Source organism: Plantactinospora sp. A48 (assembly GCF_055793945.1).
Map to the genome: position 1 here is coordinate 24,980 of NZ_JBTIXF010000004.1, position 14,001 is coordinate 38,980.

10 protein-coding genes are annotated in these 14,001 nt (G+C 72.4%); 5 read left to right on the plus strand and 5 right to left on the minus strand.

Features of this window, described 5'->3' with window-relative positions; genetic code table 11:
* Nucleotides 1–72: 72 nt before the first annotated feature.
* Complete coding sequence (locus ACXN5W_RS03745) at nt 73–909, minus strand: DUF308 domain-containing protein (RefSeq protein WP_473156708.1); 837 nt, start codon at nt 907–909, stop codon at nt 73–75.
* 353 nt (nt 910–1,262) lie between these two features.
* Nucleotides 1,263–4,706 (minus strand): ATP-binding protein, encoded by a 3,444-nt coding sequence (locus ACXN5W_RS03750; protein WP_473156709.1) that lies wholly within the window; start codon nt 4,704–4,706, stop codon nt 1,263–1,265.
* A gap of 162 nt (nt 4,707–4,868) precedes the next feature.
* On the opposite strand from ACXN5W_RS03750, the gene ACXN5W_RS03755 reads away from it, so the two are divergent.
* A complete protein-coding gene (locus tag ACXN5W_RS03755; protein ID WP_473156710.1) occupies nt 4,869–5,240 on the plus strand; it encodes a hypothetical protein in 372 nt (123 codons plus the stop codon).
* 86 nt (nt 5,241–5,326) lie between these two features.
* Here ACXN5W_RS03755 and ACXN5W_RS03760 read toward each other — a convergent pair whose 3' ends face one another.
* Nucleotides 5,327–6,019 (minus strand): Crp/Fnr family transcriptional regulator, encoded by a 693-nt coding sequence (locus ACXN5W_RS03760; protein ID WP_473156711.1) that lies wholly within the window; start codon nt 6,017–6,019, stop codon nt 5,327–5,329.
* A gap of 464 nt (nt 6,020–6,483) precedes the next feature.
* Between ACXN5W_RS03760 and ACXN5W_RS03765 the strand changes: the two genes are divergently transcribed.
* The 3 genes from ACXN5W_RS03765 to proC all read left to right on the plus strand — a co-directional run bounded on the left by ACXN5W_RS03765 (nt 6,484) and on the right by proC (nt 9,354).
* Nucleotides 6,484–6,978: a polyadenylate-specific 3'-exoribonuclease AS gene (locus ACXN5W_RS03765; protein ID WP_473156712.1), complete on the plus strand. Its 495-nt coding sequence runs from the start codon at nt 6,484–6,486 to the stop codon at nt 6,976–6,978.
* A 193-nt stretch (nt 6,979–7,171) separates the two neighbouring features.
* Nucleotides 7,172–8,200 (plus strand): 6-phosphofructokinase, encoded by a 1,029-nt coding sequence (locus ACXN5W_RS03770; RefSeq protein WP_473156713.1) that lies wholly within the window; start codon nt 7,172–7,174, stop codon nt 8,198–8,200.
* Nucleotides 8,201–8,535: 335 nt separating this feature from the next.
* On the plus strand, nt 8,536–9,354 hold the full coding sequence (proC, locus tag ACXN5W_RS03775) for a pyrroline-5-carboxylate reductase (protein WP_473156714.1): 819 nt from the start codon (nt 8,536–8,538) through the stop codon (nt 9,352–9,354).
* Between the two features lie 176 nt (nt 9,355–9,530).
* On the opposite strand, the gene ACXN5W_RS03780 is transcribed toward proC, so the two are convergent.
* Together ACXN5W_RS03780 and ACXN5W_RS03785 are read right to left on the minus strand one after the other, a co-directional pair.
* Entirely contained in the window at nt 9,531–10,457 is a 927-nt protein-coding gene (locus ACXN5W_RS03780) for a class F sortase (protein WP_473156715.1), read from the minus strand.
* A complete protein-coding gene (locus ACXN5W_RS03785; RefSeq protein WP_473156716.1) occupies nt 10,454–11,347 on the minus strand; it encodes a DUF4397 domain-containing protein in 894 nt (297 codons plus the stop codon). The genes ACXN5W_RS03780 and ACXN5W_RS03785 overlap by 4 nt, the downstream gene beginning before the upstream one ends.
* 377 nt (nt 11,348–11,724) lie before the next feature.
* Between ACXN5W_RS03785 and ACXN5W_RS03790 the strand changes: the two genes are divergently transcribed.
* Entirely contained in the window at nt 11,725–13,992 is a 2,268-nt protein-coding gene (locus tag ACXN5W_RS03790) for a glycoside hydrolase family 44 protein (protein ID WP_473156717.1), read from the plus strand.
* Nucleotides 13,993–14,001 lie beyond the last annotated feature (9 nt).

Sequence of the window (14,001 nt, forward strand, 5' to 3'; positions counted from 1 at the left end):
CCCAAAGTTGCGCGAATGTTACAGCCTGTCGATCATTGCCCCGAATCGCGAACGTGGTCGGGTTATGGACGGTCAGACGACCGCCCCGTCGTCCGGGTCCGGATCCTCGTCGTCGCCCGGCCGCAGCCGCCAGACCAGCGTCACGAAGCCGGCCAGGATGCCGGTGAATCCGATCAGCTGCGCGATGTCCCCGTCGATCGGCAGCAGGGTCGGGACGAGGAACAGCGTGAAGCCGCAGAGCACGGCCAGCACACCGGCGACGGTGTATTTGGAGGGCCGCGGCAGCGGCGGGGGCGGCGGGGGAGTGAAGTGCTCCTCCGGCTCGTCGGGCAGGTCCGCGCCGAAGGTGTCCAGCCCGTCGAGCAGTGACCGGTCGTCGCGGTCGCTCACCGAGATGCCGGAGATGTCCGTGGCCGAGGTCAGCCGCCGGGCGCCGGGGGTCGTCGGTCCAGGCGGATCGGTCGGAGCACCGACCGGGCCGGCGGGCGGCGCGGTGGGATCGACGACGATGTCCTCGGCGGCGGGCCAGGGTCGGGACCCGGCCGCCACGTCCAGGTGGTACCCGGCGACGATCTTCGCCCACTCGGCCTCGACGTCGGCATCCCGCGCGGGTTCAGCCGTCGCCGTGTCGCCGGTGGCGTCGTTGGCGAGCTGCGTCAGGTAGTCGCGGGCGGTGGCCAGGTGGGCCCGGTCGACGTAGAGCCGATCCACCGGCCGGGCCGGCACGGTGGTGGTCCGGGTGACCGGGTTGAGGTCGGCCGAGGGCTGCAGGTACGCGGCGATCCCGCCGGCGGCCAGCACGTCGAGCAGGTGCTCGCCGACCCGCGGATCGACGTCACCGGCGACCGCGTACTCGCTCGCGTCGATCCCGTTGTCCCGCCGGCCCCGCCGGGCCCCACCTCCTGACACCCGACATCCCTCCCTGCCCGGCGTGCGCGTCCGGTCTCCCGTTCGCCCGCGACCTCCGTACGCCGTGCCTTGAATCCTGACACGGCGGCCACCCGTTCCGGGAGTACGTTGTGGCGCGGCACATCCGGTACGGGTACCCGACCCGGTCCGCGCCGGCCGCCGTCACCGGCCGGCCCGGGGCCCACAGACCGGCCCGGATGGCACGGAGCGCCTCTGACCAGGCAGTTCTCGCCGAGGTCGACGCTCGGTCCGGTAACCGGTCCGCGCCGCTCCGATGATCAAGCGCAAAGTCACCTTCGCGGCAAATCCGAATTCGTCCCCGGCGGAGGGGTCGGGGCCGGGACTCATCGGCGTCAATCGAGGTGGGCCAGGCGCAGCAGGCCGGGCGCCCGGTTACGGGTCGCGAACGCCCGCACCGCCGCCGCCTCCTCGGTCTGGCTGGTTTCGTCGCCCGCCCCGACCAGGAGCGCGGTGGCCAACGCCTGGTCGGTGCGCGCGGGCAGGTCCGCGTACACCCGCACGGCGGCGGCGTGCGACCGGAGCGCGCCGGCCCGGTCCCCGGCGGCGCCGGCCAGGGCCCCCTCGGCGGCGTGCCGGGCGGCCCTGGCCCACGGGGTCTCCCGAGGGGCCCGGTGCAGCATCCGCTGGACCAGCTCGGCCGCCTCGCCGCCGACCACCGCGGCCACGTGCCCGGCCGCAGCCGTCCATTCCATGAACGGGATGATCGGGGTCAGCCGGTAGTCGTCGTCCAGCTCGGTCAGCAACGCCGTCGCCTCGGCCAGCCGCCCCTGTACGGCCCGGCAGAGCGCGGCCTGGGCGAGGGTCGACCGGAGCACCCGGCGGAAGCCGCTGCGGCGCGCGGCGGCCAGCGCCTGGTCCACCTCGTCCGTGCCGTCGGCGGCCGGCGACTCGTCGCGCAGCGCCCGCATCCAGCCGGCGATGCCCACGAGGTGCAGGTCCCACTCGGCGGTGGGCCGACGGGTGAACTCGGCCGCGGCCCGCACCGACGTGGTCCAGTCACCGGCGTAGTAGGCGTCGGCGAACTGCTGGGCGAAGTCGATCGCCAGGCTGTGTCCGCCGCCCACGTCGATGGAAGCCTGCTCCTTGACCAGTTCGGCCGAGCCGGCGAGGTCGCCCTCCTCCTGCAACGCCCAGGCCAGGTTCTGCAACGCCCGCCGCCGGCTGGACAGGCCGAGCTTCCGGCAGTGCTCGGTGATCGCGACCAGCTCGTCGAACGCCTCCGGTACCCCGGCCATGTACCGGGCGGCGGCCAGGGTGACCCGGGCGTCGGCCGCCACCTCGAACAGTTCGAGCCCGCTGGCCAGTTCGGCGGCCGACTGGGCCGCCTGGCAGGCTGGCTCGGTCTCCGCGTTGATCATCCGTACCCGGGCCAGTTCGAGCAGCGCTCCCGCCTTCTCCTCCGAGGCCGGCAGGTGCTCGTACAGCGCGATCGACCGGTCGAGACAGACGAGCGTCTCCGCGCGGTCGGCCCGGCGCCACGCGGCGGTGCCGAGCAGCGTCCAGGCCCGTGCGGCGCCCGCCCGGTCGCCGGTGGCGGCCAGCCGGTCGGCCAGCTCGCGCAGCCGCTTGCTGCCACCGTCGCTGAGGAAGGCGTCGCTGTCCCGGTAGAGGGCGATCTCGGCGGCGAACAGGTCGAGGCCGAGATCGGGCGGCAGCTCCAGCCCCAGCGCCCGGGTGATCAACTTCTCGGCCGCCTCCAGCGCGTGCAGCGCGTACGCCCGGCGGGCCGCCCGCCACAGCGCCGCCCGGGCCGGTCCGGCGTACGGGGCGGGGTCGATACCAACGGTGCGGGCGATCTCGTGCGCGGCCCAGCGGTGGTTGGCCAGCACCTCGGCCAGGTCGTTCTGCTGGCCGTCCGAGACCCGCTCCAGCCAGTCCGCCGTGCGCTGGTGCCGGGCCACCCGCTCGGCCCGGGGCAGGCGCTGATAGCAGATGTCCCGCACCAGCACGTGCCGGAACCGGTACTCCGGTTGGTCGGCCATGGCCGAGGAGGTCTGCTCGTAGACCAGGTCCCGCTGCTGGAGCCGGTCGAGGCAACGCTCCACCCACTCGGTGGTCCGGCCCACCGCGGCGGCGACCGCCCCCGGCCAGAACTGCGCGCCCACCACGGCGGCGGCCTGCAACACCGCACGGTCGGCCGCCTCCAGCAGGTCGAGCCGGTTGGCGATGACGGCCTGCACGGTACGGGGCATCCGGGGCGTACCCGGCTTGCTGAGCACGATGCCGGCCTGCCGCAGCAGACCCCCGTCGACCAGCATCCGGGTGTACTCCTGGGCGTACAGCGGATTGCCGTCGGCGAACTCGATCAGCGGTTCCAGCACGTCGGCCGGCAGGGCCGCCTGCCCGAGCAGCAGCGAGTAGAGCGTGGCGATGTCCGAGTCGTGCATCGGCGGCACCGAGATCGAGATCGCCCCGCTGATCGTGCTCGTCCAGGCCGGTTGCTGCTCGCGCAGCTCGGGACGGGCGGTGGCGATGATCAGCAGCGGCAGGCCACGGGCCGCCGCGCCGAGCTGCTCGACGAAGTGCAGCATCGGCTGGTCGGCCCAGTGCATGTCCTCGAAGACCAGCACGGTCGGCCCGGTTGAGGTCAGGCCGAGCAGGAACCGTCGCCACGCCGACTCGGTCTCCCCCGGGGACAGGCGCTCGCCGCGCACGCCGACCAGCGGCGCGAGGGCGTCGGGGAGAAAGTCCCCGCGCCCGTCGGGCAGCCGGGCCAGCCGGGCGCGCAGCCGGGCGGCGCGGGTCGCCTCGTCGTCGCTGTCCAGGATGCCCGCCCACGCCTTGACGATGTCCGCCAACGCGGCGTACGCGACGTTCTCCCCGAACGGCGGGCAGTGGCCGACCCACCAACCCACGGTCGGGCCGGGCAGGCTGGCGGCGTGCCGGGCCAGCTCCCGCAGCAACCGGCTCTTGCCCACCCCGGCCGGTCCGAAGACGGTCACCAGCTGCGGCACGCCCTCGTGGACGGTGCGGTGCAGGGCGTTGACCAGCAGGCCCCGCTCGTGGTCCCGGTCCACCATCGGGGCCAGCTCGGCCTGGTACAGCTCGTCGCGCGGACGGGCCCGGGTGGCCAACCAGACCCGGCTCACCGCTGAGCGCCCGCGCAGCGTGACCGGCGGCTGTTCGATGTATTCCATCTCGCGCTGAGTCGCCGCGTGGGTGGCCTCGTCCACCACCACCCCGCCGGTGGGCGCCAGGGACTGGAGCCGGGACGCGCTGTTGACCACGTCACCCGTGACGAACGCCTGGCCGCCGTCCCGGGCCGCCGCGTGGTTGACCAGGGCCTCGCCGGTGGCGATGCCGACCCGGAAGCCCATCGGCGGCTGGTTGTTGGCCGGCTGCCGGGCCAGGGCCCGTTGCAGCTCCAGACCCGCGCGTACGCACCGCAGCGCGTCGTTGTCGGTGGCGACCGGTGCTCCGAAGAGCGCCATGACGGCGTCGCCGATGTACTTCTCGACCACGCCGCCGTACTGACGGACCAGTCGGCGAACGGTCGCGAAGTATTCCTGCTGAAGGTTCCGGGCCTGCTCGGGGTCGGTGCGTTCGGCGTACGCGGTGAAGTCCGCGATGTCGATGAAGAGAACGCTGACCTGGCGGCGATCCTCCTGGGTGGTCGGTTCACCACTGGTCAACGGCTGCCCGCAGTTGGTACAGAATCGGGCGTCGAATGCGTTCTGCCGTCCACAGTGGGCACACTGCGGAGCGAGGTTACGGCCGCAGCCAGCGCAGAACCGGTCGTCCGGGCCGGCGGGGCGTGAGCAGTCGGGGCAGGTCACGCTATCTCGTGGCTCCGTCAGGTCGCAGGGAAGCTCAGCTCCAGTATGTGCGTGCCGTGGCCAGCGCGGTAATCGACGTGTTGACAATCCGACGATCTCTTGGCCAAACCGCGTACGCCGATAGCCTTTTGGTTGAAGTTCATTCGTTTCGAGGAGGCCACAATGTATGTTCGGCTGGCGTCGGCCTGGACCGACCTCAGCGGAGCGGCGCACCAAGCAGGCGATGTCGTCGACATCGACGTGGTCACCCTCGCCGAACTGGAGGAGCAGGGAGTGGTTGACGAGTTCAACAGTCACGGCGTCGAGACCGACGGGGCGACCGAAAGCCAGGCCCCTCAGGGACTCATCGGTCCCGGTCCGACCGCACCGCCGGCGGACGATCCCGAGACGATCGGTCCCGGTCCCACCGTCCCGCCCAAGGACGGGCCGTCGGTGCGGGGACTCATCGGTCCCGGTCCCACCGTCCCGCCCGTGGACGGGCCGTCGACGCAGTCGAAGATCGGCCCCGGTCCCACCGCCCCGCCCAAGGGCTGACCACCGGGACTGGCATCAGGAGTGGACGCCGGCCAGCCATCACGGCTGGCCGGCGTTCGTCGTTCGGGGAAGCCGCCGGCGGTCGATCAGCGGTCGATCATGCCGGCCCGCCGGCGCAGCGCCCCGACGTCCGTGACCACGATCCGCCGGCCCTCGGTACGCAACCAGCCCCGGCTGGCGAACGAGCCGATCGCCTGGTTGACGCTCTGTCGCGAACCACCGGCCATCTCCGCGAGCTGGCTCTGGTTGAGCTCGATGGTGATCATCGGCGCCTGGCTCTCGCCGGCCAGCCGGACCAGCGTCTTGGCCACCCGCCCCGGCAGGTCAAGGAAGACGTGGTCGGCGTTCTGCTCGGTGAGCCGCCGGATCAGACCACCCAGCGCCCGCATCACCGCGTCCAGGATGCGTGGATTGGAGTGCACCAGTTCCATGAACGCGCCCCGGCTCAGTGCCAACGCGGTCGTGTCCTCGATCGCCTCGGCCGAGGTCGACCGGGTCGAGGCGTCGAGCAGCGAGACCTCGCCCAGCACGTCCGGCGGGCGCATCACGGTCAGGATGGCCCGTTCGCCGGTCGGCGCGGTGCGGAAGACCGCCACGGCGCCGCGGCGGAGCACGATCAGCGACTCGCCGGGATCGTTCTCCACGAACAGCAACTGTCCCTTGCGGTAGGTGCGCGGCACGGCGGCGGCGATCACCCGTTGCCGTACCTCCGGCTCCAGACCAGCGAACATCTCGACGCCGGTGAGCGCGTCACCCTGCTCCGGTAGGCGTCCCTCCACGGCACAACCCCTCCCCGGTACGGACCACCTGCCGCACCCGGACCCTACAATCGCCGGACGCGGGTTGCTTTGACACCGGTTTTCCGCCCGGCAGCGCTACACATCAGATCATGACTGTCCTGTCGCGTGCTGTACACCCCTCAAATCGTTTCCGTGACAGTTCCGATGCTGGTGGCGGGGCACGATGATCGGTAGATCCGCCATCGGGTGGGGGCCACACGGGGGCGGGGCGGATCAGGTCGCGGGGCGTCGCGGCCGGCCGGGGTAGGGGCGGGGGTGCTTCGCCCGGTCGGTCGCGATGGACCGACGTCGGTGTCGACCGCGGGGGGAGAAACGAGCGGTTGAGCCTGGGGAGGTCCCGGTGGTCCACCTGTCGGGTGGGCCACCGGGCATCCGCCTACGGACCGTCCTGGAACGTGGCCCCGCCTGTCGGGACCAGGCGGCGGTGGTCCAGGATTGCGGTGATGGTGTACCGCTACTTCTACGACTGCGAGTTCATCGAGGACGGCCGGACCATCGACCTCGTGTCGATCGGCGTCGTCGATGAGTACGAACGCGAGTTCTACGCGGTTTCGACCGAGTTCGACGATCGCCGGGCGATCCCCTGGGTACGCCGCAACGTACTGGACCGGCTGCCCTCACCGGCGGACCCGGCGTGGCGGTCCCGGGAGCGCATCCGGGACGACCTGTACGACTTCCTCACCGAGCCGGTCCGGGGCCGGACCGGCGAGCGGATCGAGCTGTGGGCCTGGTTCGCCGCGTACGACCACGTCGCGCTGGCCCAGTTGTGGGGCGCGATGCCCGCGCTGCCCCGGGAACTGCCCCGGTTCACCAAGGACCTGCGTCAACGCTGGGACGACCAGGGCCGACCGCCACTGCCGGAGGCCGCCGCCGGCCGGCACGACGCGCTGGTGGACGCCCGACACAACCTGGCCCGCTGGCGGGCCATGGGCGGCTAGGGCCCACTCCACCCGTCCGCCAGCGGGACGCCACCGCCGGGGGAATGCCGGCCTGCTGGCCCGGCTCCGGATCCGGCCGCTAGAGTTCGCACTGACGGCCTGCCCCGGGCCGGCAACGACGCCGCAGTCTGACCTGACTTCGACCCTGGGGCTCGACGGGCTGATCGAGCTCGGAGAGAAGGAGAATCAGCTCATGCGTATCGGCGTGCTGACCGGCGGCGGTGACTGCCCTGGCCTGAACGCGGTGATCCGCGCGGTGGTCCGCAAGGGCGTGGCCAACTACGGCCACGAGTTCGTGGGCTTCCAGGACGGCTGGCGCGGCCCGCTCGACGGGCTGAGCCGGCCACTCGGTATCGCCGAGGTCCGTGGGATCCTGCCGCGCGGCGGGACGATTCTCGGTTCGTCCCGGACCAACCCGTTCAAGATTGACAACGGGGTCGAGCGGATCAAGGAAAACCTGGCCGACCAGGGCGTGGACGCGCTGGTCGCGATCGGTGGCGAGGACACCCTCGGTGTCGCCACCAAACTGTACGAACTGGGCGTCCAGGTGGTCGGCGTGCCGAAGACCATCGACAACGACCTCGGAGCCACCGACTACACCTTCGGCTTCGACACCGCGGTCAACATCGCGATGGAGGCGATCGACCGGCTGCACACCACGGCCGAGAGCCACCACCGCACCCTGGTGGTCGAGGTGATGGGCCGGCACGCCGGGTGGATCGCCCTGCACGCCGGGCTCGCCGGCGGTGCCAACGTGATCCTGCTGCCGGAGCGTCGGTTCGACGTCGAACAGGTCGCCGGGTACGTCGAGAAGCGGTTCCAGCACCAGTACGCCCCCATCGTGGTGGTGGCCGAAGGCGCCCAGCCGCTGGACGGGCAGATGGTGCTGCACAACCAGGAACTCGACGCTTTCGGGCACGTCCGGCTCGGCGGCATCGGCCAGTGGCTGGCCGAGCAGCTGGAGGCCAAGACCGGCAAGGAGGCCCGGACCGTCGTACTGGGCCACATCCAGCGCGGTGGCACCCCCACCGCGTTCGACCGGGTGCTCGCGACCCGGCTGGGCCTGCACGCCATCGACGCCGTTCACGAGGGTGACTGGGGCAAGATGGTGGCCATGCAGGGCACCGGCATCGTCCGGGTGCCGCTGGCGGCCGCGACGGCCGAGCTGAAGACCGTGCCGCTGGAGCGCTACACCGAGGCCGAGGTCTTCTTCGGCAGCTGACGCCCTGGGGTGGCCCGCGGGTGCCGGCTTGGACGGCGGTCGGGGCTGGCCGCTTGGTGCCGGCTTGGACGGTGGTCGGGATGGCCCGCCGTGCCCGGCTCCGAGCGGTCAGGCTTGATCTCTGCGCCGGGCACGGCGGGCCATCCCTCAGCGGTGCGGGCCGCTCCGGGGCGGGTCGTTCTGGTTGGGCGGGCCGCCTTGACCGGGGCGGGGCCGTTCTGAGCGGGGGCGGGCGGCTCCGGGCGGGGCGTTCCGGGTGGGGCGGGCCTCAACGGTGGGGGTTCCGATGTGGGACTGGGCCTAGGCTCGCTGACGAGGCTGGTTGAGGAGGGGTCATGGCGGCGGGTGCGCACACGGTGGCGGTGATCGGCGCCGGGAAGATCGGCGAGCTGGTCCTGTCCGGACTGCTCCGGGCCGGCTGGCCGGCCGGGAAGCTGCTGGCCACCGCCCGCCGGCCGGCCCGGGCGGCGGAACTGGGCGCCCGACACGGCGTACGGGTGGTGGACAATCTCACCGCGGTCGGCGCGGCCGACGTGCTGGCCGTGGCGGTCAAGCCGCAGGACGCCGCCAACCTGCTGGCCGAGATCGGCCCGAAGGTACCCGCCGACAAGCTGGTCATCTCGCTCTGTGCCGGCCTGCCGACCGCGTTCTTCAACCGCAGGCTGGCCGAGGGTACGCCGGTGGTCCGGGTGATGACGAACACGCCGGCCCTGGTGGATGCCGCGATGACCGCGATCTCGGCGGGGGCGCACGCCACCGACGAACACCTCGCGCTCGCCGAGGAGATGTTCACCCCGCTGGGCGCCACCATCCGGGTGCCCGAGTCGCAGCAGGACGCGGTCACCGCGCTCTCCGGATCCGGACCGGCGTACTTCTACTACCTCGTGGAGGCGATGACCGACGCCGGCATCCTGCTCGGGCTGCCGCGCCAGGTCGCGCACGACCTGATCGTGCAGACGGCCATCGGCTCGGCGATCATGCTGCGGGACTCCGGCGAGCATCCGGTCAAGCTCCGCGAGGCGGTGACGTCACCCGCCGGCACCACCATCTCGGCGATCCGCGAATTGGAGAACCACGCCGTCCGGGCGGCTCTGCTGGCCGCGCTGGAGGCGGCCCGCGACCGGGCCCGGGAACTCGCCGCCCAGTCGGACTGAGCGATCACCCCGGGTCGGCTGGCCTGGTCGGTTCGTTCCCGGAGCGGATCAGTCCGGGGGTTCGGAGCCGGGCCGGGAACGGCGGCCTCGACCACGTCCCGGCCCCGGGGCCGGGCGCAGGTCGCCGTGCCGGCCATCTCCCGGGCGCCGCTTGTCCGGCCGCCGCGTGGCGCCGGTCATCCGGCCGGGGCGAAGGCGGGCACCGCCTCCGCGGTGGCGAAGACCACCACGTTCTCGCGGTAGTGCCGGGTACGCCGGTCGAAGTCGCCACCACAGGTGATGAGCCGCAACTGCGGCGTGGGCGTCGGCCCGTACACATCGGCGGTGGGAAAGCGGTCCTTGGCATGGTGGGTCACCGAGTCGACCCGGAAGGCGACCACGCCGGTCCCGCGGAACACCTCGATCCGGTCACCGGGGCGTAACTCGCTGAGCCGGGCGAACACCGCGGGACCCGAGGTCGAGTCGACGTGCCCGGCGATGACGGCCGGCCCGACATCACCCGGCGCCGGACCGCCGCCGTACCAGCCGGCCCGGTCGTAGTCGGTCGGTGGGACCAGTTCGCCCGCGTGGTCCAGGCCGAGTACGGCGAGCGGCGAGTCGATGCCCAACCGGGCGACCCGCAGCCGGCGCGGTGCCCCGGCGCCTGACTCTGCGCTTGGCCCGACGCCTCGCCCGGCGGCTGGCCCGAGGTCCGGCCCGGTCGCACCGTCGGCCCCGCCGTCGGCCCCGCCGTCGGCCCCGCCGTCGGCCCCGATGTCCGCCCCGCCGTCGGCTCCAGCGCACAGCCGCTCGCATGCCGGATACCAGACCGGCATGCCGGGTGCGGAGCCGGTCAGTGCCAGCGCGGCGGCCGTGGTGACCGTCAACAGCAGAACCAGGCCGGCGACCCGGAACGGGGCCAGTCGGTACCGACCGGGCGGCCAGCGTGTCCGGTGCCGGGTGATGCCGGGCTCCCGGCCGGCGCCGGTGGGCCGGGCCGGTTCTGGTCCGGTGCCGGTGGGCCGGGCGGGGACCGTCACCGGGACCGTGTCGGCGCCGGTGGGCCGGGCCGGTTCTGGTCCGGTGGTTTCGGGCCGTGCGGTGGCCGGTCCGGGGGTGCTCACCAGGTGGTGCGGGACCGGCGCCGGACCAGCAGCGCGATCCCGGCCGTGAGCACGGCCAGCAGCAGGCCGGTGGCGACGACGGCGAGCGGCAGGTACCACCGGTCGGTCCGGGCCGTACCTCCGGCGCCGGCCGCGACCGCGCCGGTCGGTACGACGGCACCGCCGCGGGCGTCGACCCGCAGCTCGGTGCGCAGCCCACCGGACTTCGCGTCCAACACCAGCAGCGAGTACACCGTGTCGACGGCGAGCGTGCAGTCCGAGGTGGTCACCTTGGCGCCGGGCGGGGCGAGCCGCAGGTGCCAGGAACCGGGCCGGACGGCGGCGTAGTCCGTGGTGGTCGCGAACTGTACGCCGGTGGCGATGGTCGGTCCCCGTACCGCGGCCACGTCCAGCACCGGCGCCCGGACCGAGGCCTGCACCACCCGCACCTTGGCCCGGCCGCCCGGCGGCGGGCTCAGATCGTCGTCAAGAACCCGCAGACCCAGGTCGGCGTACCGGCCGACCCCGGCCACCGTGTACGCCCGACCGGCCGCCACCGCCACCTCGGTGGTGAGCACCGGCGGGTCGGCGGCCGGCGCGCCGGCCTTGCGCATCGCCACCGCGTACCGGTCGGCCGGCATCGTGAGGTACTGGGACAGCTGGCCGTAGCCCACCGCCCGGAACACCTGCGGCTTGGCCCCCGGGGCAGCCTTGCTCAGGTAGACGTCCACGGCCGGCGTGTCGGGGGACAGGTGGGCCAGCCGGACGTAGCCGACCGGGGCGGCCTGGGCGGGTCGGACGGCGGCCGGGGCGACGCCGGCACCGAGCAGGACAGCGGCGGTCATCGCCAGGATCCGGGTCAGGGCCCTCGGTCGGGGCCGGTGCCGGATCGCGGGTACGGGGGACGTCATACCGCCTCCTGGGCTGATGGATCCCGCTCGGGGTTCTCGTGGCGGGAGCTGTGCGGCACGGTCGATGGTTGACCGGACCAGACCGCAAGGGACCGGACCAGACCGCAAGGGACCGGACCGGCCGCAAGGGACCGAGCCGGACCGGACTGGATCGGACTGGATCGGACTGGATCGGATCAACAGTCCCGTTGATAGGACTATGTCGCAAGTCGGGACACGCCCGCTGACCGATTTCCGACTCAACCGCGTTGACGTGGATCAATTGATTCTGGCATCGTGGCTGGGAGCGCTCCCAACCGCGCTCCACCCTCACCCCGCCCTGCCCCGCTTCACTCTGCCCGCGAAGGGAAGCTTCTGTGCGCCATCGACAAACCTTATTGACCATCCTCCTGCTGGGCGCCGTGGGCGCCGTGGTGCCGCCCGGATCAGCGGTCGCGGCCGACGCCGGTCCGGCGCTGTCCATCGACGCCACTGCCGGACGGCACGCGATCAGCCCGGATGTCTACGGCATGAACTTCGCCACTGAGAGCCTCGCCAAAGAGCTGCGACTGCCGCTCAACCGCTGGGGCGGCAACGCCACCACCCGGTTCAACTGGAAGACCGACACCAGCAACCGGGCCGGCGACTGGTACTTCGAGAACATCCCGGCAGACACCCCGGACCCGACGAAGCTGCCGGACGGCTCCGAGCCGGACCGGTTCGTCGACCAGGACGTCCGGACCGGTACGCAGAGCCTGCTCACCATGCCGCTGATCGGCTGGACGCCCAAGGACCGGACCAAGAGTTGTGGGTTCAGCGTCGCCAAGTACGGCCCGCAGGAATCCACCGACCCGTGGTCGCCGGACTGCGGCAACGGCAAGAAGCCGGACGGCACGCTGATCACGGGCAACGATCCGCACGACACGAGCACCGAGATCGGCCCGGACTACGTCACGGACTGGATCAAGCACCTGAAGGACCGCTACGGCACCGCGGCCAACGGCGGGGTCAGGTACTACGGCCTGGACAACGAGCCCGACCTCTGGCACTCCACCCACCGGGACGTCCGGCCGACCGGCCTGGGCTACGACGAGCTGCGGGACCGGACGTACGACTACGCCTCGGCGATCAAGCAGGCCGACCCGGGTGCCAGGACGCTCGGCCCGGTCGGTTGGGGCCTCAACTCGATCATCTACTCCGGCCTCGACCAGGACACCTGCGGCCGTACCGGCTGCTGGAGCAACCCGCCGGACAAGGCCGCGCACGGCGGCGTCGACCTCGGCCCGTGGTACCTGCAACAGATGAAGGCGTACGAGCAGCAGCACGGCACCCGGATCCTCGACTACTTCGACAACCACATCTACCCGCAGCAGAGCGGGGTCGCCCTGGGCGGCGTGGGAGACGCCACCACCCAGGCGCTGCGGCTGCGCTCCACCCGGCAACTGTGGGACCCGACGTACGTCGACGAGAGCTGGATCAACCAGCCGGTGCAGATGATCCCGCGGATGAAGCAGCTGGTCGCGCAGAACTACCCGGGCACGAAGACGGCGATCACCGAGTACAACTGGGGCGCGTACGACGACATCAACGGCGCTCTCGCCGAGGCGGACGTACTGGGCATCTTCGGTCGGGAGGGGCTGGACCTCGCCGCGCTGTGGACCGCGCCCGACCCCGGGCAGCCGGTGGCGAACGCCTTCCGGATCTACCGCAACTACGACGGCAAGGGCGGCGCGTTCGGCGAGACCTCGGTCAAGGCCACCAGCGCCGACCAGGAGAAGCTCGCCGTGTACGCGGCCGAGCGCACCTCGGACAAGGCGCTCACCCTGGTCGTGGTGAACAAGTCGGGCACCGACCTGACCAGCGGCGTGTCGGTGGCCGGCCGTGGCGGCGCGACGACCGCGCAGGTCTACCGCTACAGCCCGGCCAACCTGACCGGCGTGGTCCGGGTGGCGGACCAGGCGGTCGGCCCGGAAGGGGGCTTCACGGCCACCTTCCCGGCGAACTCCATCACCCACCTGGTGCTGCCGGTCGCCCCCGTGAACGACGACACCATCCCGCCGAGCGCGCCCGGCAAGCCGGTGGCCGGTGCCGTCACCACCACGACGGTTCCGCTGAGCTGGCCGGCCGCCACCGACAACATCCGGGTCACCGGGTACGACGTGCACCGTCGGACCGGGACCACGGACGTCACGGTTGGTTCCAGCACCGGCACGTCGTACACGGTCACCGGGCTGACCTCGGACACCCCGTACACGTTCTACGTCACCGCCCGGGACGCGGCCGGGAACGTCTCGCCGGCCTCGCCCGACCTGACGGTGCGGACGGCGGTCCCGAACGGCGGCCTGAGCTGCCGGATCCACTATGACCAGACCAGCTGGCCCGGCGGGTTCACCGCCACGGTCACGCTCACCAACACCGGCACGACCCCGGTCGCCGGCTGGCGACTCAGCTTCAACTTCCCGTCCACCGGCCAGAAGCTCACCCAGGGCTGGTCGGCCACCTGGTCGCAGACGGGCAGCACGGTGACCGCCAGCAACCTGGACTGGAACCGGTCCATCGCGCCCGGCGCCTCCACCTCGGTCGGCTTCGGTGGGTCGTACACCGGTACGGGCAATCCCGCCCCGACGGCGTTCACCCTGAACGGAAGCCCCTGCACCGTCGTCTGAGATGCAAGG